This is a genomic window from Klebsiella sp. RHBSTW-00215, assembly GCF_014103785.1.
Lineage (GTDB): Bacteria > Pseudomonadota > Gammaproteobacteria > Enterobacterales > Enterobacteriaceae > Klebsiella.
The window spans coordinates 2,824,406-2,843,884 of record NZ_JABXQS010000001.1 but is presented as its reverse complement, the minus strand read 5'-3'; the positions used below and the strand labels follow the sequence as shown (position 1 = coordinate 2,843,884).

General features: G+C 52.9%; 17 protein-coding genes and 1 tRNA gene. 8 read left to right on the top strand and 10 right to left on the bottom strand.

The genetic code is table 11. The features are described 5' to 3' along the window. Window positions 1-14 precede the first annotated feature (14 nt). The 7 genes from HV127_RS13470 to HV127_RS13440 all read right to left on the bottom strand — a co-directional run bounded on the left by HV127_RS13470 (window position 15) and on the right by HV127_RS13440 (window position 8,089). On the bottom strand, window positions 15-719 hold the full coding sequence (locus HV127_RS13470; RefSeq protein WP_182236601.1) for a fimbria/pilus periplasmic chaperone: 705 nt from the start codon (window positions 717-719) through the stop codon (window positions 15-17). Beyond that, window positions 688-2,301, bottom strand: a complete 1,614-nt coding sequence (locus HV127_RS13465) for a hypothetical protein (protein ID WP_228727525.1) — start codon at window positions 2,299-2,301, stop codon at window positions 688-690. The genes HV127_RS13470 and HV127_RS13465 overlap by 32 nt, the downstream gene beginning before the upstream one ends. 19 nt (window positions 2,302-2,320) lie before the next feature. Beyond that, on the bottom strand, window positions 2,321-4,846 hold the full coding sequence (locus tag HV127_RS13460; protein WP_182236599.1) for a fimbrial biogenesis outer membrane usher protein: 2,526 nt from the start codon (window positions 4,844-4,846) through the stop codon (window positions 2,321-2,323). A 25-nt stretch (window positions 4,847-4,871) separates the two neighbouring features. Next, window positions 4,872-5,540 (bottom strand): hypothetical protein, encoded by a 669-nt coding sequence (locus HV127_RS13455; protein WP_182236597.1) that lies wholly within the window; start codon window positions 5,538-5,540, stop codon window positions 4,872-4,874. Window positions 5,541-5,599: 59 nt separating this feature from the next. Then, the gene (locus HV127_RS13450; protein ID WP_182236595.1) at window positions 5,600-6,187 is read right to left on the bottom strand and encodes a common pilus major fimbrillin subunit EcpA; all 588 of its coding nucleotides are present in this window, start codon (window positions 6,185-6,187) and stop codon (window positions 5,600-5,602) included. Window positions 6,188-6,359: 172 nt separating this feature from the next. Next, window positions 6,360-7,340 carry an IS5-like element IS5 family transposase gene (locus tag HV127_RS13445; RefSeq protein ID WP_042934497.1) on the bottom strand — a complete coding sequence of 327 codons (981 nt, stop codon included), beginning with the start codon at window positions 7,338-7,340 and terminating at the stop codon, window positions 6,360-6,362. A gap of 206 nt (window positions 7,341-7,546) precedes the next feature. Then, complete coding sequence (locus tag HV127_RS13440; RefSeq protein ID WP_182236593.1) at window positions 7,547-8,089, bottom strand: helix-turn-helix transcriptional regulator; 543 nt, start codon at window positions 8,087-8,089, stop codon at window positions 7,547-7,549. A gap of 925 nt (window positions 8,090-9,014) precedes the next feature. Here HV127_RS13440 and phnC point away from each other — a divergent pair. The 4 genes from phnC (at window position 9,015) to phnE (HV127_RS13420) (ending at window position 12,641) form a co-directional block, all read left to right on the top strand. After that, on the top strand, window positions 9,015-9,857 hold the full coding sequence (phnC, locus tag HV127_RS13435; protein WP_182236591.1) for a phosphonate ABC transporter ATP-binding protein: 843 nt from the start codon (window positions 9,015-9,017) through the stop codon (window positions 9,855-9,857). 23 nt (window positions 9,858-9,880) lie between these two features. Then, window positions 9,881-10,822, top strand: a complete 942-nt coding sequence (gene phnD / locus HV127_RS13430; protein WP_182236589.1) for a phosphonate ABC transporter substrate-binding protein — start codon at window positions 9,881-9,883, stop codon at window positions 10,820-10,822. Window positions 10,823-10,890: 68 nt separating this feature from the next. Next, the gene (gene phnE, locus HV127_RS13425; protein ID WP_182236587.1) at window positions 10,891-11,763 is read left to right on the top strand and encodes a phosphonate ABC transporter, permease protein PhnE; all 873 of its coding nucleotides are present in this window, start codon (window positions 10,891-10,893) and stop codon (window positions 11,761-11,763) included. Next, window positions 11,760-12,641, top strand: coding sequence for a phosphonate ABC transporter, permease protein PhnE (gene phnE / locus HV127_RS13420; protein ID WP_182236585.1), 882 nt, complete (start codon window positions 11,760-11,762; stop codon window positions 12,639-12,641). Before phnE (HV127_RS13425) ends, phnE (HV127_RS13420) begins: the two co-directional genes overlap by 4 nt. 97 nt (window positions 12,642-12,738) lie before the next feature. Here the strand turns inward: phnE (HV127_RS13420) and HV127_RS13415 are convergent, their stop codons facing one another. Then, window positions 12,739-13,401 (bottom strand): HAD family hydrolase, encoded by a 663-nt coding sequence (locus HV127_RS13415; RefSeq protein ID WP_182236583.1) that lies wholly within the window; start codon window positions 13,399-13,401, stop codon window positions 12,739-12,741. A 94-nt stretch (window positions 13,402-13,495) separates the two neighbouring features. Then, a complete protein-coding gene (locus tag HV127_RS13410; protein ID WP_182236581.1) occupies window positions 13,496-14,365 on the bottom strand; it encodes a DMT family transporter in 870 nt (289 codons plus the stop codon). Window positions 14,366-14,912: 547 nt separating this feature from the next. Here HV127_RS13410 and HV127_RS13405 point away from each other — a divergent pair. Continuing rightward, window positions 14,913-15,473, top strand: a complete 561-nt coding sequence (locus HV127_RS13405) for an NlpC/P60 family protein (RefSeq protein ID WP_182236579.1) — start codon at window positions 14,913-14,915, stop codon at window positions 15,471-15,473. A gap of 62 nt (window positions 15,474-15,535) precedes the next feature. Here HV127_RS13405 and phoE read toward each other — a convergent pair whose 3' ends face one another. Continuing rightward, a complete protein-coding gene (gene phoE / locus HV127_RS13400) occupies window positions 15,536-16,591 on the bottom strand; it encodes a phosphoporin PhoE (protein ID WP_182236577.1) in 1,056 nt (351 codons plus the stop codon). 290 nt (window positions 16,592-16,881) lie between these two features. On the opposite strand from phoE, the gene proB reads away from it, so the two are divergent. The 3 genes from proB to HV127_RS13385 all read left to right on the top strand — a co-directional run bounded on the left by proB (window position 16,882) and on the right by HV127_RS13385 (window position 19,437). Continuing rightward, on the top strand, window positions 16,882-17,985 hold the full coding sequence (gene proB, locus HV127_RS13395) for a glutamate 5-kinase (protein WP_182236575.1): 1,104 nt from the start codon (window positions 16,882-16,884) through the stop codon (window positions 17,983-17,985). A gap of 10 nt (window positions 17,986-17,995) precedes the next feature. Continuing rightward, a complete protein-coding gene (gene proA, locus HV127_RS13390; protein WP_182236573.1) occupies window positions 17,996-19,249 on the top strand; it encodes a glutamate-5-semialdehyde dehydrogenase in 1,254 nt (417 codons plus the stop codon). Between the two features lie 112 nt (window positions 19,250-19,361). Continuing rightward, a tRNA-Thr gene (locus HV127_RS13385) sits at window positions 19,362-19,437 on the top strand. Window positions 19,438-19,479 lie beyond the last annotated feature (42 nt).

Genomic DNA, 19,479 nt, shown 5'->3' with positions numbered 1-19,479 from the left:
CAACGATTGCCCGGCTACTTCACCGGGCAATCGTCAGTCATTTTAATAAATTTATCGTTATAGATGATGTAGTGGTTCCCTGGTTGGCGCAGCGTAGCCTGGCGGACAACGTCGCCGGGCCGTAAGTACCATGCATCTCCTTCCTCTTCCGTCGTATCGCACCCTGGCTTGATCAGCAGCTTAAACCAGGTATTCCCGGTATTGCTGACGGTACCGGCGGCGCGATCGTAGGCCCATTTGAAATTAACCTGGCGCGGACGAACGACCAGAATGGTGTCCATCACCACCACCGGGTCCATACTCACCTCGGTCCCACTGTTATTGCGCATCACGTAATTTCGGGTCGGGATTTCACGAAATGAAACCCGGTAGTAGCGCTCACGATTATCCTTCGGGCCGTGATAATAAAACTTAAAATATTCGCTCTCGCCGGCCTGTAAAGTTAGCTGGCGCGGGGCAAACAGCAGCTCACCGTCCGCCGGACGCGAACGCACCTCTTTGCCGCCCGGTCGGTCGATACCGACAATAGAGACCCGATACAGGCGTGCGCTCTTATTGTTATTAATGACCCGTTTAGATGCGAAATTATCTTCAGCCGCCAGCGAAAAGGTTAAATTGCCGACGGAAATCGCCTGGGCCACAGACGCGGCCCCCAGCGACAGTAGGCAGACGAGCATCCGCAGTAAATTAATTAATGTTACGCCATGTCGCCTGAACATGAATTTCTCCTGAAGCGCTCACCTCACCAAACCAGCCGTTATCATCCACCGTACGCAGTGATATCGCATCATCCATCGGAATGGAAAACTTCACCGTCGTTTTGTCCATCACCCCGGTCTCCCCGGAAATATCGGTCCACGGCGTACTCAGCCACAATGCGTCGGTCATATCGCGCCAGGTATCATCGCAGCCGGCATCATAAGTTTTGGTTGTCCCGGACTGGGTGGTAAACGCCAGTATCGCCGGGAAAGGTACCTTTGTGACTCCGTCCGGTGAGCTGAAAATACAGTATGAACGTCCGCCAATAGCCTGCGTCGGCCCCGTCACCTTAATCAGCACTTCATCAGCGGCGGTTTTACCGCTGGTGGTAACAATATAGCCGAAGTCCAGTGATGGCTCACCGCTGCCCACATACCCTTCACGCGTTGGTGTGGTGGTGTATTCATCAGAAATAATGCTGATACTGAAATCACGCGGTTTGATAATCAGCGTGTTAGAGGTAGAAAACTCATACCACCCCGATTCTGGCACATCGGTATTATAGAAACGGAAATTAAACAGATCTTTGGTGTTAACATCGCTAATCCCCAGCGCCACCATCTGCTTAAAAAAGTTACTTGAGAAGAAAACGTAGATTGAGTCAGAGGACTTCATCTCATTGAATGTATAGTACTGGGCTATGCCGTTAACGGGTTTCCATGAACTACCATCCAGGCTGAACTGCATATCATAAATCCCTACCGCAGAGGCCAGCGCTGAATTGCTGATCGCCGGGAAAATATGAATGTATATGTTGCTCAGGCCATTATGCTGCAGATTATAGTTCACCATTTTACAAGCCAGCCCGGAACGGGTTCCGATAGTCTGCGTCCGGCAATCAGCATTGCCCTCACCTAACGTAGGTACTCCATCACTGTTAATAAAGACCTCCGCCAGAGCATTCGTGTTAATCAATTTCAGATTTGCCGCTTTGGTATGGGTCACCTTACGCACGTACCAGCTTCCTGATGCCTGATCTTTGCAGCGAGCACCGCTGCTGGCGTCATAGTTCACCGAGGTCTGGCAAGCGTTGATGGTCATCGAGAAGCTGCTGCCCACCGACATCTGCTGAAGATACTGATAGAAGGCATCGGTCATCATGCCGTGCATCCACTTTTGTGCACCGGTTGGCACCGTTACGCCATAAAAACCGCTGGCATCGGTGGTTTGCGGCAAGATCAGGCTGGTCACCATATCGCAACCCGAATACCAGTTAATACAGCGCAGACCGCTCAGCGGGCCGGATGCAGGGGAGTTTTCCAGCCACATATCAAACTTCCAGTTAGCATAGAGCGGTGTGTTATATCCGTTATCAATATAGCCCAGGCTCTGCTGGTAAATGGTCCCTGAACCAGTATATTTTAGCCCGGTCCAGCGGTTCGCCCCGGTCATTCGCGGATCCCTCGCACCGCCGGGGGTCACAAAAAAGTTATCATCCGAGTTGTTTTCAACGAACACGAACTGCATGGCAGGTGCATCGCTCCAGACGGTTTTCGTCACCGCTGCATGAACCCGCGACACGCACAGCGCCGCCGTCAACATCACTAAACATGCTAACCACTTAGCTCTCATTACCTTCTCCTGTCGGCTGCACGCTGGCATAGGTCGCAAGGCCGCTGCAGACCACATCGCCCACCCACACCGCGCCGCGCGCCTGGCTCAGCTCCAGCGCCACTTCACAGCTCTGGTTTTTGCCGTAACTGAAATCGATGGTCGGGTATTTTTTATCCACATCCATCACAAATTCACCCTTCTCATCGGTACGGGTTCGACCGATATGGTTATTAATGCGCGCATTGGCCAGCAGCGTGCCGTCTTCGGCGCGGATACGCCCGGACACCGTCACCATTTGCTTCACTTCCGGTTCAATGACCGCCACGTTGCCCGGATACAGGGTCATCCGGCTCTTGCGCCCGGTCACGATGTCGTAGCTGTCGAGCGAGTTTTTGCTGTTCTGTAATTCAATCTCATAACGACTGTACGGGGACAGCGGCAGGTAGTTACGCTTGCCAGAGAGCTGCACGATGCGCCCGTTAACCTTGGCGCTCAGCTTGCCGTCATCCTCAAGGCCAGTGTTGAAAATCACCCCGGCGTTGCCATCGGTGCGCCCGCTGGCGGCAATGTTTTTCCCCTGCCAGCCCACGCTGCCGTTGGCGGTCAGGTTAGTGTTCACATAACCGTCCGCGCCGCTGTTCACGTTTAAAGTGCCGGTCGAGTAACGGGTATCAAACTGCGCATACGCCCCGCCGCTAAGGGTTTTGTCATCGCCGGTATCGCCAGAAATCGCCCGCGAAATATTCGCCCCGATAGTACGAATGCTGCCTTCATTAAACTGCTTACGCGCCGACAGGTTGGCCATGGTATAGCCGTTCTGGTGGGTCATCCCGGCGCTGAACCAGTTTCCGAGCGGCAGCGAGAAGTCGAGAGCGATATATTTTCCCGTGTTCGCGCTACTGTTGCCGTTATTAAAACGCTGGATCCCCGCGCGCAGCCCCATTGATCCCCACGCTCCGGTATAGAGCGTCTGGTAGTAGTCGGCCGTGTAGTAGTGGCTGTTATTACGACGATCGTCGTTATAGCTGACGCTAAGGGTACCCAGCTTCGACCACAGCGCATTCATATTCAGGGTGCCGCCAATCGCCCGGTTATCGGCGTTGCTACGGCGGATTTTGTCACCAATCTGCGTTTTTTCCTGGTTGACCCAGATGGAACTAAAGCCGCCGGGCAGCATGGCGCTGATGTTGCCGACGCTGCTCCAGGAGCTGTCGCTGGCCAGCATATTTTGCAGGTTAACGTTGATGGATTCCGTCAGCGGCAGCGTCAGGCGCGTCTCACCCACGGCGTTATTGTCGTAGCCGTAACCGGTCGCGGCCCAGTTGAAGGTACTGAGTGAACCGGAGGCCGACGCGCCAGCCAGCCAGCTGTCTTTCGCCGGCTGCGTCTTCTTCCCGTCCGCAGACCAGCGGTCCATATGAAAGCTGCCGCCCCACAACTGCCACGCCAGCGGTGCCCCGGCCCCGCGCCCACGGCTAAATAATTTGTTCACGCGCTGGGTACGTTTACTGACCACCCGGCCGTTCACAATCACTTCAACTTCAACATCATAAATCCCGTATGGCAGGCCGCGCGTATCCACTTCGTGGTTACCCATGGCAAAGTTCTGTACGCTCATCAGCCTCCCGTCGCGGGTCAGATGGACTTCCCCGGCTGCGGGTAAAAAAGCCACCACCGGCGTAGCGGACTGGGTGTTATCGAAGACCGTTGAGCTGGCCTGGTTACCCCAGGAAGCGCCGTAGATCTTCCCCGCCGAAATCGCAGTCATCGGGCCAAGAGACTGTAAATTCCAGGTATCGAGCATCCCGCCTGCAAAACGGTGACCGGCGAAATCCCGCTCGTACATCGCCTTGTAAACTTCGCTGTCCTGGTTGCTGGAGCCAATGCCATACAGCGAGCCGTCCAGCACAACGTGATGTTCGCGCAGTGCGGTGACGTTATTCAGCGACAGATAGCTGGAGGTGTTGTTGCCGCCATTGCGCATCTGGTTGTTATAAACGCCGAGGTTATAGTTCAGGGTGCTGCTGACGGTGTTAACGCTGGACTGACCAATATCCTCACTACGCGAACGCAGCACGGTACCCAATGCCTCTTTTTTCACCACCAGCTGTAGCAGCAACTGGCGCAGGCTAAGTTCCAGCTGCGCATCTTCGGTCAGGTTGATTTTGAGGTCTTTGCTGAAGGCTTCATTGGCCAGCGCGGTCAGCTGTTTGCGGGTCTGCTCGCTAACCGTGGCGTTATTATCATTTTCCTCCAGCTGAATCTGCCGCACGCGCAACGTACCGTCATCAAGCCAGATAAAGGCGTTGCCGATCCGCTGATCGTCCTGAGTACCGGTGCTGCTTTCAAGATGGATAAACAACGGGATGCTCATCCCGTCCTGTAGAGCCTGGCTGAAGGCCTGGGGAATAATCACGCCGCCGATTTGTTGTACTTTATCGGCTGCGGCGGTGGCGCTGAGCGGAACCAGCAAAATGACCATGCCGGAGGCAAGGAGTTTTTTTAATCCTGGGGAGATCCCTGGTAGAGGCATAGTCTTGGTCCGTCAGCACAAATGTCTATTTCACGGGAACAAACTGCTCGCCCTGCCAGAGCGCGACCCGTCCTTTTTTGTCAGCCACATTGACGCGCGTGAAACGGCGCTCTTTCCCCGGCATCAGAAAGTAGTTTTCTTTGCATTCCTTGCCATCCGCCGCTTTCAGGCACGGGCCGTAGGCAAGAATACGCAGCGTGGCATTGCCGGTATTCACCAGCTTTCCGTCCGCATACTGGTAGCGGAAGTTCGCCTTTCTCGGGGCCACCACCAGGATGGTGCCAATGCGCGCTGATGCTGTCGCCACCGCACTACGAGTCGATCCGTTGCGCTGGGCATCGCTTAACGCCTGATCAAACCAGACGATGCGGTAATAGCGCTCTTTGTCATCCGCCGGACCTTTATAGAAAAAGCGAATAACGTCGCTGGCCTTCGCGGGCAGCAGCAGGCTGGCCGGGGTCAGTAAAATCTCGTCTTGCTTATCCATCGGGATCACTTTGCCACCATCCAGGGGAGAGGTGAGGCGTTCCAGATGTATATTAATTAAGCGGCCGCTGTCGGTCGTATTCTTGATCTCTTTACTCAGCGTGCTGCTGTCGCTGTTCATAAATGAAGAGATATCGCCCACATCCAGCGCCAGGGCTGGCGTCATACCGCTGAGCAACAGGCCGATGGCCAGAATGTGTTTTTTCATATGAATTCAGTCCTTGAAAGCAGGCAGGGGAGCTCCCCCTGCCTGATGCTACGCGAGGATCAGCTGGTCCAGGTTGCGTCAAACTGAACGCTGACGTCGCCGCTCCAGATACCTTCCGGCAGTGAGCTGTAGTCGGTTACAGCCGTGGTGCCATTGGTGGTACCGCTGATGATGGAGAACGTGAAACCGTCCTGCGCAGTGGTGCGACCAGCAACGTTATAGCCGGTAGACAGCGCGCTGAGGTTACCACCCAGAGTGCCAGCAGCGGTGTCGATCATGGTGGTGTCGCCGGTTTTCTCTACCGCTACGCCGTTGTAATCAACGCCTACGTTCAGGGTGGAACCTGAGGTATCCAGCTGAGTCAGAGTGTTAGTGATCAGACGAGAAGTCAGTTTGAAGCCAGTCGCGGTGGTATCACCTTCGATTGCTACATCAAACAGACCTTTCTGAGAGTTAAAACCTTTAATCCCTTCAGCATACTGGAAAGCCAGGCTGCCCAGCGGAGTGACGACCAGCTTGCTGGTAGTATCCTTTTTGGCGGTTGCGGACCAGGTCGCGACTGCCTGAGCAGTAACGTCAGCTGCCTGAGCGACACCCATACCGGCAAACGCGGTTACCAGAGCAATTGCAAGAACCTTTTTTTTCATAGCATTTTCATCCTGAGTTTATTTAGGGAAGGTGCGAATAAGCGGGGAAATTCTTCTCGGCTGACTCAGTCATTTCATTTCTTCATGTTTGAGCCGATTTTTTCTCCCGTAAATGCCTTGAATCAGCCTATTTAGACCGTTTCTTCGCCATTTAAGGCGTTATCCCCAGTTTTTAGTGAGATCTCTCCCACTGACGTATCATTTGGTCCGCCCGAAACAGGTTGGCCAGCGTGAATAACATCGCCAGTTGGTTATCGTTTTTCAGCAACCCCTTGTATCTGGCTTTCACGAAGCCGAACTGTCGCTTGATGATGCGAAATGGGTGCTCCACCTTGGCCCGGATGCTGGCTTTCATGTATTCGATGTTGATGGCCGTTTTGTTCTTGCGTGGATGCTGTTTCAAGGTTCTTACCTTGCCGGGGCGCTCGGCGATCAGCCAGTCCACATCCACCTCGGCCAGCTCCTCGCGCTGTGGCGCCCCTTGGTAGCCGGCATCGGCTGAGACAAATTGCTCCTCTCCATGCAGCAGATTACCCAGCTGATTGAGGTCATGCTCGTTGGCCGCGGTGGTGACTAGGCTGTGGGTCAGGCCACTCTTGGCATCGACACCAATGTGGGCCTTCATGCCAAAGTGCCACTGATTGCCTTTCTTGGTCTGATGCATCTCCGGATCGCGTTGCTGCTCTTTGTTCTTGGTCGAGCTGGGTGCCTCAATGATGGTGGCATCGACCAAGGTGCCTTGAGTCATCATGACGCCTGCTTCGGCCAGCCAGCGATTGATGGTCTTGAACAATTGGCGGGCCAGTTGATGCTGCTCCAGCAGGTGGCGGAAATTCATGATGGTGGTGCGGTCAGGCAAGGCGCTATCCAGGGATAACCGGGCAAACCGACGCATGGAGGCGATTTCGTACAGAGCATCTTCCATCGCGCCATCGCTCAGGTTGTACCAATGCTGCATGCAGTGAATGCGTAGCATGGTTTCCAGCGGATAAGGTCGCCGGCCATTACCAGCCTTGGGGTAAAACGGCTCGATGACTTCCACCATGTTTTGCCATGGCAGAATCTGCTCCATACGGGACAAGAAAATCTCTTTTCTGGTCTGACGGCGCTTACTGCTGAATTCACTGTCGGCGAAGGTAAGTTGATGACTCATGATGAACCCTGTTCCATGGCTCCAGATGACAAACATGATCTCATATCAGGGACTTGTTCGCACCTTCCTTAGGGACTTGATGTCCCACGTCTGTGTGCATTTCATTTCCCGCCATAGCTCAAGTCACATAAATATTACTTGTGACGTTAATTATTTTGGGTATAACGACCTGGTGCACAATTTTCAAAAACAATGTTCACTACTAATTAGAACGCTAACTTATAAATTTTTGAATACAGTTTCGCCTCGGCATTACGTCGATGGGTATAAACTGTTTTCACACTACAATTTTCAACCTTGGCGATAGATTTCGGATGCATTCCCTGAGCCGTCATGCGAATTATTTGCATTTCTCTATCGGTAATTTTTTCTTTCTTTATATCTTTACGCAGAAAACGTCCATTAATAACGTAAGCCAGCTCCTGGCGAATATCCTTGGTCAAATCAACATAAACTACACCGCGAATTGATCCATTGTAATACCAGTAATTGGCCAGCGCTTCTGATCGCCTCGCGGCGATAAGCACGATCTGCTTTCCTTTCATTTCTGCCAGCCACTCGCTATCACGGCGGATAAAATAGTTCAGAGAACTGGCGCTAAGATTTATAAAAACAAACTCCTGACACACTTTCGCAAGTGGCAGATAAATTAGCTTATCGATATCTAAAATAAGCTCAACCAGACCCGTCATAAAATAATTATCATGCGCAGGCCAGATGCACTTATCTAAAGAACATTTATGATCCATATAAAGTTAAACCCCATAGTCCTGGAAATCTCGAACGTATCACACACTGCTGATAGCCCAGGCCTGCAAAGTCTAAGTCAGCAAATCCCTCGTTAATCGATATTCAATATAAAATCCAAATAGTATTACTTGAGACAGATAACACTAAAGAAATTGCTTGTTTCTTGTGGTTACAAATTTAGGATTTTTCTCGATGAGTGCCAATAAGTGTGGTGAATGCTAATTGCCGACCAGGTCAATTTAGGCCTTGAGAATAAAAATAAGAATATTGAGTTAAACACAAAAACCATTCATTTTCATGTGGTTATTGCTGGTTTATGCGTAAATTCTTAATCGATTATTATCTGACCTAGGATCTTATCCATATAAACTTAAGACTATTCTTAAGTGAATGATTATTTTAAAAAGCTAAAAAACCGAACAAATACACAAATTAAGTATATAAACCTAAAATACAGCCAAACCATAGGCAATGATTTCATTAACAATGCTTATTATCAGTTTTATATGCCGCACAAAAGGCATAAAGGCAGACTAAAAAATTACTGATGCAAATCGTAATCAATCGCTAAAACATTATCTATTCGATTAAACCGACTTAGGACACAAAGTCCTACGGACATCTGGAATCGTTTTCCCGATAAACCTGGGTTTGAGGTTTGTGATTAATGTCGCACAGAATTCCCTGTCCCCATCAGCGGAAAAATGTATCGGTATTTTTCTCAACAAATAGCGTAATAAAGGTAGCAGAACAGCTCGCGCCTCCCGGAAGTAGATGAAAAAACGTGATCCCTCACGCGTTTTTTTACTCATCAAGGCGTTTGTCTTTTACATCCGTTCACTATTTGTTCGCTTTACTGTCATCTGGCAGTCATAAAAAACACCATTAATAGTGCCCAGTTTAATGACGAATCTGGACGCACTTATGAACAGCACTCTCGCTGCGGTTGCAGAAACCGATTATCAGCAGTTTACGCAACCCCATACCGCCCGACAGCGGACGGTCTTAAGCGTACGCAACCTGAGCAAATCCTACAGCGCGCAGCAAACCGTACTGGATAGCATCAGTTTCGATCTCCATGCGGGCGAGCTGGTTGGCGTGATTGGCCGATCCGGTGCAGGCAAATCAACCCTATTACATGTCCTGAATGGTACCCACAGCACCAGCGGCGGCGAGATCCTGAGCTATCCAGAAGTAGGGATGCCACAGGATGTATCAAAGCTGACAGGCCGCGCGTTAAATGCCTGGCGCAGCCAGTGCGGGATGATATTTCAGGATTTCTGCCTGGTTCCCCGTCTCGATGTGTTAACCAACGTGCTGCTGGGACGCCTGAGCCAAACCTCAACCCTGAAATCGTTATTCAAAGTCTTTCCTGATGCTGACCGCGCCCGCGCTATCTCTCTACTCGAATGGATGAATATGCTGCCACATGCGCTACAGAGGGCGGAAAATCTCTCCGGCGGTCAAATGCAGCGCGTGGCAATTTGCCGGGCGTTAATGCAAAACCCGGGTATTTTACTGGCCGATGAACCGGTCGCCTCTCTCGACCCGAAAAATACGCAGCGGATCATGAATGTTCTGCGCGAAATTAGCGAACAGGGCATCAGCGTAATGGTAAACCTGCACTCGGTGGAACTGGTGCGTGAATATTGCACCCGAGTTATCGGTGTAGCCAAAGGCAAGATTATTTTTGACGACCATCCCACTCGGCTGAATCAGGATATTCTGCATCGGCTGTACGGCGATGAAATTAGCCAATTGCATTAAATTTCACTCACACGGGCAAAATAATGAAAAAGTACATCACTGGCGCAGTTCGTTTATCCGCAGCGGTTGCAGGCATTATGATGGCGTGGCAGGCAAATGCTGCTGAGCAACCGAAGGAATTAAATCTGGGCATCCTTGGCGGTCAGAACGCAACGCAGCAAATTGGTGATAACCAGTGCGTCAAACAGTTCCTCGATAAAGAGCTGAACGTGGATACCAAATTACGCAACTCATCCGACTATTCTGGCGTGATTCAGGGGTTACTGGGTGGCAAAGTTGACGTGGTATTAAGTATGTCACCGTCATCTTACGCCTCTGTTTATATTAACAACCCGAAGGCCGTTGATATTGTCGGTATCGCCGTTGATGATAAAGATCAATCCCGCGGCTACCACTCAGTGGTGGTAGTTAAAGCCGATAGCCCATATAAAAAGTTAGAAGACCTGAAAGGTAAAGCGTTTGGTTTTGCCGATCCGGATTCCACTTCCGGCTTTTTAATTCCGAACCACGCGTTTAAACAGCAGTTCGGCGGCACATCGGATAATAAATATAACAACTTCTTCTCCAGCGTGACCTTCTCCGGCGGCCACGAGCAAGACATTCTTGGCGTGCTGAACGGTCAGTTTGCCGGGGCGGTGACCTGGACCTCTATGGTGGGCGATTACAACAGCGGCTACAGCGTCGGTGCTTTCAATCGCCTGATTCGCATGGATCACCCGGACCTGATGAAACAAATTCGTATTATCTGGCAATCGCCGCTGATCCCGAATGGCCCAATCCTGGTGAGTAACGCTCTGCCTGCTGACTTCAAGGCCAAAGTCGTCACTGCGATTAAAAAGCTGGATACCGACGATCACGCCTGCTTTATTAAAGCGATGGGCGGTACCCAGCATATTGGCCCCGGTAGCGTGGCTGATTTCCAGCAGATCATCGATATGAAACGCGAGCTGGTTAGCGCGCGTTAATCCCGCCCTGACGCCGCCGCCCGGCACATTTCGCGGGCGGCGGCGACTCGTTGAAGACACAGCGACGCATGAATAACACCCATACCGAATTTGAACGCTATTACCAGCAGGTCCGCGCACGGCAAAAGCGTGACACTTTTAGCTGGTCTCTGCTGCTATTGGTTCTCTATTTCGCCGCCGGTAGCATGGCCGAGTTTAATCTCTTCACCATCTGGCATTCGCTGCCCAACTTTCTCGATTACATGTTTGAGACCTTGCCGACGCTGCATATCGCCGAGCTGTTTGCCGATTCGCATACCAAAGGCTCGCTGGCATACTGGGGCTATCGCCTGCCCATTCAGTTGCCGCTTATCTGGGAAACGCTACAGCTGGCTCTGGCGTCCACGCTGGTTGCGGTAGTTATCGCCACCCTGCTGGCGTTTATTGCCGCCAATAACTCCTGGTCCCCTGCCCCGCTGCGCTTTGCCGTTCGCGTGCTGGTGGCGTTTCTGCGCACCATGCCGGAGCTCGCGTGGGCGGTGATTTTCGTTATGGCCTTCGGTATCGGCGCGATCCCCGGCTTTCTGGCATTAATGCTGCACACCATCGGCAGCCTGACCAAACTGTTCTATGAAGCGGTAGAGAGCGCGCAGGATAAACCGGTGCGCGGGCTGGCCGCCTGTGGCGCTTCGCGGCTGCAACGCATTCGCTTTGCCCTGTGGCCGCAGGTGAAACCGATTTTTCTCTCCTACGGCTTTATGCGCCTGGAGATTAACTTCCGCTCTTCAACCATCCTTGGACTGGTGGGCGCGGGCGGCATCGGCCAGGAGCTGATGACCAATATCAAACTGGATCGTTACGATCAGGTCAGCATCACGCTGCTGCTGATCATTATTGTAGTGTCGCTGCTGGATATGCTGTCCGGCCGCCTGCGGCAGTGGGTTCTGGAGGGAAAAAAATGAGTCAATGGCAAAACCAACCGGATATCGCCACCAGCCGTCGTCAGCATCAGCATTTATATAAGGCTCAGGGACGCTATCTGCGCTACGTCGGCCTGCTGGCTCTGGCCAGCGTGCTTTATTATGTTTGGTTCTTTATGCAGTTCGGCATCAGCGGCGAGCAACTCACCACCGGACTGCAGCAAATCGGCCGTTATCTGCTGCGGATGTTCGTCTGGCGCGACTTCTTCAACTGGCCGTTCGGCTATTATTTCACCCAAATCGGTATTACCCTGGCGATCGTTTTTGCCGGGACCATTACCGCGACGGTTATCGCCCTGCTGCTTTCATTTCTCGCGGCGCGCAATATTATGCGCGGCTTTATTCCAGCAACTATCGCCCTGCTAATGCGCCGGTTGTTTGATGTCCTGCGCGGAATCGACATGGCAATCTGGGGTCTGATTTTCGTGCGCGCCGTCGGGCTTGGGCCGCTGGCCGGGGTATTGGCGATCATCATGCAGGATACCGGGCTGCTGGGTCGCCTGTACGCCGAAGGGCACGAGGCGGTTGACCGCTCACCGGGGCGCGGGCTGACGGCAGTGGGTGCCAACGGTTTGCAGAAGCACCGCTTTAGCATTTTCACCCAGTCTTTCCCGACGTTTCTGGCGCTGAGTCTGTATCAGATTGAGTCCAACACCCGTTCAGCAGCGGTGCTGGGTTTTGTTGGCGCAGGGGGGATCGGTCTGATTTATGCGGAAAACATGCGTCTGTGGAACTGGGACGTGGTGATGTTTATCACCCTGCTGCTGGTCATTGTCGTCATGGCGATGGATACGCTTTCCGCGTGGCTGCGCCGCCGTTATATCGGCGGCAATGTGGTGCCGCTGTTTAAAGCCGATTAGTTCTGATATCGCGACGTTCCCGGAGGCGGCGCAATGCGCCCCAAACGACACGAAAAGTAGCCCGGGTAAGGCGTTTACGCCGCGACCCGGGGAAAACTCAAAGCCGCCACTCCAGCACTGGCCACTGATGCTCTGCATTCACCGCGACCAGTTGCGGGCATGGATTGACCAATCGCACATGGTCGGCGTGCAGGCACAGCGGCAGGTCGTTAATCGAATCGGTATAGAACGTCACCTCACCCGAATATTCGGGATGCGCCTGTCGCCACTGCGCCAGGCGCACCACTTTCCCCTGCTGATAGCTCGGCGTACCGGCAATCACCCCGGTATAGCCGCCGTCGGCCATCTCCACATCAATCCCTAACGCCTGTTCGATACCCAGCTCCGCTGCTACTGCCTGCACCAGCAGGCTAACCGACGCCGAGATAACCAGCATCTGCTCACCCCGAGCTTGTAGAGTACGAATCAGATCCCACGCCTGCGGGTAAACGCGCGGCATTATCTCTTCACGTACGCAGCGTACCAGCAGACTGCCCACTTCCTGCTTTGGTACGCCAATCAGCGGTGCCTGAATCAGGGCGACGTAATCGGCAATATTCATTTCACCACGATCGTAGTCGTCCATCAGCATCGCTTCACGCGCCAGATAGCCAGGATCGTTCACCCAGCCTTCGCGCACCATGAATCGGCTCCACACCGTGCTGCTATCACCCTTAATTAACGTGTTATCCAGATCGAAAATCGTCAGCGTTTTGCTCATCGTTTATTTTCCCTAATCAGCAACAGAGTCTCGCGAGAGCATGCGTAAATAAAATGACAGGAGAATGACCCGGGCAACGCACCCGGGTTATTCGTTACGCAGCGTTCAGTTTCGGTGCGCGAAACACCAGCATAATCCCGCCAAGTATCGCCACCATGCCAATCATCGCCGCCCAGGGCAGACGATTGCCCAGCAGCAGATAATCAAGCAGCGCGGTAATCACCGGCACCAGATAAAACAGGCTGGTGACGTTAACGATATTACCGGCGCTCAGTAGCCGATAAAGCAGCAGTTGAGCCACCACTGAAATCATCAACCCAAGGAACAGCACCGGGATAATAAAGCCCGCGCTGAAGTTGATATAAAACCCACTCACTGGCGTCATCAATAAGCAGAGCAGTAAGCTCACCGTATATTGTAACGGCAGAACGTCAACCGGCGCCTGGCGGCTACGTTTTTGCAAAATGGCGCCAAAGGTCATTAGCAGCAGTGCGGCGAGCGCAAATAAAATACCGCTTACCGCCATCTGCGAAGCCGATAAGCTGCGCCATACCAGCAGAACCAATCCGGCCAGCGCCATCAGCAAGCCCAACAGTCGGGTGCCCTGCAGGCGTCGTTCAACCACGCAAAGAGTAAGAATCGGCTGGATGCCCATAATGGTGGCGATAAGCCCCGGCGTCACGCCGTTGGCCATCGCTTCAAAGTAGCAGACGGAGTAACCGCCAATCAGCATCAGGCCAGTGGTCGCCACTTGTATACGCGTACCGCGCGCCGGCAGCCAGCGCTTGCGCATGATAGCCAGCGGTAGCAGCGCCACAAGAGCGAGCAGAAAACGAAAAACCAGCAGCGCCATCGGCGAAGCGTTGTCCAGCCCCCAGCGGGTAAAAATCGCGGCGCTGCCCCACAGCAGGACAAAGGTCGCCGTTGTCGCCTGAGAAGCGAGCAAAGAGTATCGAGAATGCATGAATATGCTCCAGATTCCTGAATCTGTTTTGATCGGCATTCGTTATCAACAAACGCCCTAAAGTTCGGAGATCAGACTCCGGTTACAACAACTTCAGGAGGTGGAGGCGGAGGACAGGTGCAGGCAAACAGGCGACGACGTGAAGACGCAATTCGACCCGCCGGTAAACCAGCGCAGGAAACATGATGTCCTGAGATTGCCTTGTGCGTCACGGGAAGCCCCTGTTAATGAGAATGCATAAACATTAGCATGGTTAAGGAAAACCTTACAAGACAGACGATCTGAAGATGGGGAAGTCGCTCTGCCACCATGACCTTAAATAAACACGCCATGATGGTTAATTGTGAAATATTATTTCAAACTGAATTTATTTATTAATGAGTGATAACTCTTTTTTAACGCAAATAGCTCTCGTGAAATTTAAGTTCGTGATCCAGCGCATTCTATTTACGTAAGGTTTCGTAAATTTTGCGTTTAGTCATTCTGAGGCTGTAACGAATCGGCTATAAAAGACCACGGCCCGTTCCCCAGTAACGAAAATAATGACATGAAGCCTAAACTCTCCTACGCGCTTTTATTAGTTCCCTTTTTGATTTTGGCAGGATGTTCATCCTCAACTAAACCCTCCAAAACCGTTCATCATAGCAATTCGACTATCGACGAAGGTTCTGACGATCTGATCCCGGTGATCGCCGCGCTGCACGATCAGATGCATACCTGGGAGGGAACCCCCTACGAGTGGGGCGGTACGGAGCAAAGCGGCGTCGACTGCTCCGGGTTCGTCTGGCGCACGCTGAAAGATCGCTTCAACCTGCCGATGGAGCGCATTACCACCCGCGAGCTTCTGCATATGGGTGAGCGCGTGAGCCCGCGGCAGCTGCGTCCGGGGGATTTAGTGTTCTTCCGTATTAAAGGCGGAATGCACGTCGGCTTCTATGATACCGACCGTAATTTCCTTCATGCTTCTACCAGCCAGGGCGTCATGCGTTCTTCACTGGATAATCCATACTGGCAATCGGTATTCTACCAGGCGCGCCGCCTGCCGAAGGAATATAACGCCCAGATAACGATGAATAACGATAATTTGCATCTGGCCAAAAATCGTTAATCATAAATAATAAAGCCGCCCTGTCACCATGGCGGCTTTGTTATCTCTTACCAGTGAATTTATTAGAACTGGTAGGTCATACCGACAGCGACGATATCGTCATCGTTGATGCCGAGTTTGTTATCGCTTTTCAGCTGGTTGATTTTGTAATCAACAAAGGCGTTCATGTTTTTGTTGAAGTAATAGGTCATGCCGACGTCAATATAGTTGACCAGGTCTTCGCTACCCACGCCTTCGATATCCTTGCCTTTTGACAGCACGTAGCCCAGGGACGGACGCAGGCCGAAGTCGAACTGGTATTGCGCGACCACTTCAAAGTTCTGTGCTTTGGTCGCAAAACCACCGCTGATCGGGGTCATTTTGCGGGTTTCTGAATACATAGTCGCCAGGTAGATATTGTTGGCGTCATATTTCAGGCCGGCAGCCCAGGCTTCCGCTTTTTTACCGACGCCGCGAGCCAGCAGGTTCTGGTCATCAGTACGGTCGGAGCTGGTGTAAGCGGCGCTGGCGGCGAAATCACTGCCACCGAAGTCATAGCTTAACGCAGTACCAAAACCGTCGCCGTTCTGTTTCTTGGCATCGCGATCGCCTTCGTTTTTACCCTGATATTGCAGGGTCAGGTCCAGGCCATCCACCACGCCGAAGAAGTCAGTATTACGGTAGGTTGCCAGACCGCTGGAGCGCTTGGTCATAAAGTTATCGGTCTGCGCAGAAGAGTCGCCACCGAATTCCGGGAACATATCGGTCCAGGCTTCAACGTCGTACAGCGCGCCGAGGTTACGACCATAATCGAATGAACCGTAAGTCTTTAATTTCACACCAGCGAAGGCCAGACGCGTTTTCTGCGAAGAGTCGCTTTCGGTTTTGTTACCAGAGAACTCAGATTCCCAACGACCGTAACCGGTCAGTTCGTCGTTAATCTGCGTTTCGCCTTTGATACCGAAACGAACATAGGTCTGGTCGCCATCTTTGCTGTCATAGTCGCTCAGATAGTGCATCGCTCTGACTTTGCCGTAGACGTCCAGTTTATTACCGTTTTTATTATAAACTTCTGCTGCCTGCGTCGCCGAAGAAGCAATAAGACCCATCATCATTAATGCCAGTGAGCTCTTTTTCATTATTCAGTCCTGGTGATTTATTTATACGCGCTAATCAATTCCGGGCGGAAGCCCTGTCAAAAACTGCAGGTTTTTTAACGCTCTAATATTAAAAATTTATGACAATGTGGAACTTTTTATAAAAAAGGGTATTTAATTATTTCCGTCATGAATGTGTCACACTTCCCCGCCAGAATGCCCGATCCGCGCAATGAAGTGGTTTGTCCATGACGCCAGGTGTTGGCAAGCGGGCTGACTCCTGTTACAACATCAATTCGATATCGAAACTCCTTTTTGAACGGCAGAGAATCATGAGTGATAGCCAGACGCTGGTGGTAAAACTGGGCACCAGTGTTTTAACGGGCGGATCCCGCCGCCTGAACCGCGCCCATATCGTTGAATTAGTGCGCCAGTGCGCACAGCTACACGCGATGGGCCATCGAATTGTGATAGTGACCTCCGGGGCAATCGCCGCCGGACGTGAGCACCTCGGCTACCCGGAACTGCCCGCGACCATCGCCTCTAAACAGCTGCTGGCGGCGGTAGGCCAGAGCCGTCTTATCCAACTATGGGAACAGCTGTTTTCTATTTACGGCATTCACATTGGTCAGATGCTGTTGACCCGCGCCGATATGGAAGACCGCGAGCGTTTCCTTAACGCCCGCGATACCCTGCGCGCGCTGCTGGATAACAACATCGTGCCGGTCATTAATGAAAATGACGCCGTGGCAACCGCCGAAATTAAAGTCGGCGATAACGATAATCTTTCGGCGCTGGGGGCTATTCTCGCAGGCGCCGACAAACTGCTGCTGCTGACCGATCAGCAGGGCCTGTTTACCGCCGACCCGCGTAACAACCCGCAGGCCGAGCTGATTAAAGACGTTTACGGTATTGATGACGCCCTGCGCGCCGTCGCGGGTGATAGCGTTTCTGGCTTAGGTACCGGCGGGATGGGCACCAAATTACAGGCCGCCGACGTCGCTTGCCGCGCGGGTATCGACACCATTATTGCTGCCGGTAGTCGTCCGGGCGTCATTGCCGATGTGATGGAAGGCGTCTCTGTAGGAACCCGCTTCCACGCCCAGGAGTCGCCGCTGGAAAACCGCAAGCGCTGGATTTTCGGTGCGCCACCGGCGGGTGAAATTACCGTTGACGCCGGGGCGACCCAGGCAATTCTCGAGCGCGGTAGTTCTCTGCTGCCGAAAGGGATTAAAATCATCACCGGCAACTTCTCGCGTGGCGAAGTGATCCGTATTCGCAACCTCGAAGGCCGCGATATCGCCCACGGCGTCAGCCGCTATAACAGCGATGCCCTGCGCCGTATCGCCGGGCACCACTCGCAGCAAATTGATGCCATTCTGGGCTATGAATATGGCCCGGTCGCCGTCCACCGTGACGACATGATTATCCGTTAAGGAGCTGAAAATGCTGGAACAAATGGGCATTGCTGCCAAAGCGGCCTCATACAAACTCGCGCAGCTTTCCAGTCGCGAAAAGAACCAGGTGCTGGAAAAGATTGCCGACTATCTTGAAGCGCAGACTGAAGAGATTCTGCGTGCTAACGCTGAGGACCTGACGGAAGCACGCGCCAACGGTTTAAGCGAGGCACTGCTTGATCGTCTGGCGCTCAACCCTGCGCGCCTGAGCGGAATTGCCAACGACGTTCGCCAGGTTTGCAATCTGGCCGATCCTGTCGGTCAGGTGATCGATGGCGGCCTGCTCGATAGCGGCCTGCGCATTGAGCGCCGCCGCGTGCCGCTAGGCGTGGTCGGCGTGATTTACGAAGCGCGTCCAAACGTCACCGTCGATGTTGCCTCTTTATGCCTGAAAACCGGTAACGCGGCGATCCTGCGCGGCGGCAAAGAAACCTGGCGCACCAACGCCGCCACGGTGAAGGTGATTCAGCAGGCGCTGCAAGAGTGCGGCTTACCGGCTGCTACTGTCCAGGCGATTGAGAGCCCGGATCGCGCGCTGGTCGGCGAGATGCTGAAGATGGATAAGTATATCGATATGCTGATCCCTCGCGGTGGCGCAGGTCTGCATAAGCTGTGCCGCGAGCAGTCGACGATCCCGGTGATCACCGGCGGAATTGGCGTGTGCCATATCTATATCGACCACTCTGCCGACGTTGCCGAGGCGCTGAAAGTTATCGTCAACGCTAAGGTTCAGCGCCCGAGCGCCTGTAACTCGGTCGAAACGCTGCTGGTTCATCAGGATATCGCCGAGCGCTTCCTGCCCGCGCTGAGCAAGCAAATGGCGGAAAGCGGCGTCAGCCTGCACGCCGATGCGACCTCCCTGCCCGCGCTGCAAAACGGTCCGGCAAGCGTAGTTCCGGTGAAAGCAGAGCAGTATGACAACGAATACCTGTCGCTGGATCTGAACGTGAAGGTGGTTGCCGACCAGGACGAGGCCGTGGCCCATATTCGCGAGCACGGCACCCAGCATTCGGACGCCATCCTGACGCGCACGCTGGGCAATGCGAACCGCTTTATCAACGAAGTGGATTCCTCTGCGGTATACGTCAACGCCTCTACCCGCTTTACAGACGGCGGTCAGTTTGGCCTCGGTGCGGAAGTGGCGGTCAGCACGCAGAAGCTGCACGCACGCGGTCCGATGGGCCTGGAAGCGCTGACGACCTATAAGTGGATTGGTTTCGGCGACGATACCATTCGTGCTTAAAGCTGAAAGGGTGATGCAAAAGTAGCCGTTTGATTCGCAAGGGCATTGACGCATCACCCAGTTAGTTTTAACCTTCTAACCCGTGTTTACGCTCGTAAGCACCTCTTGCAGGGCCGATATAGCTCAGTTGGTAGAGCAGCGCATTCGTAATGCGAAGGTCGTAGGTTCGACTCCTATTATCGGCACCATTAAATCAATAAGTTACGATAAATCCTCTCGTTAATTTCATT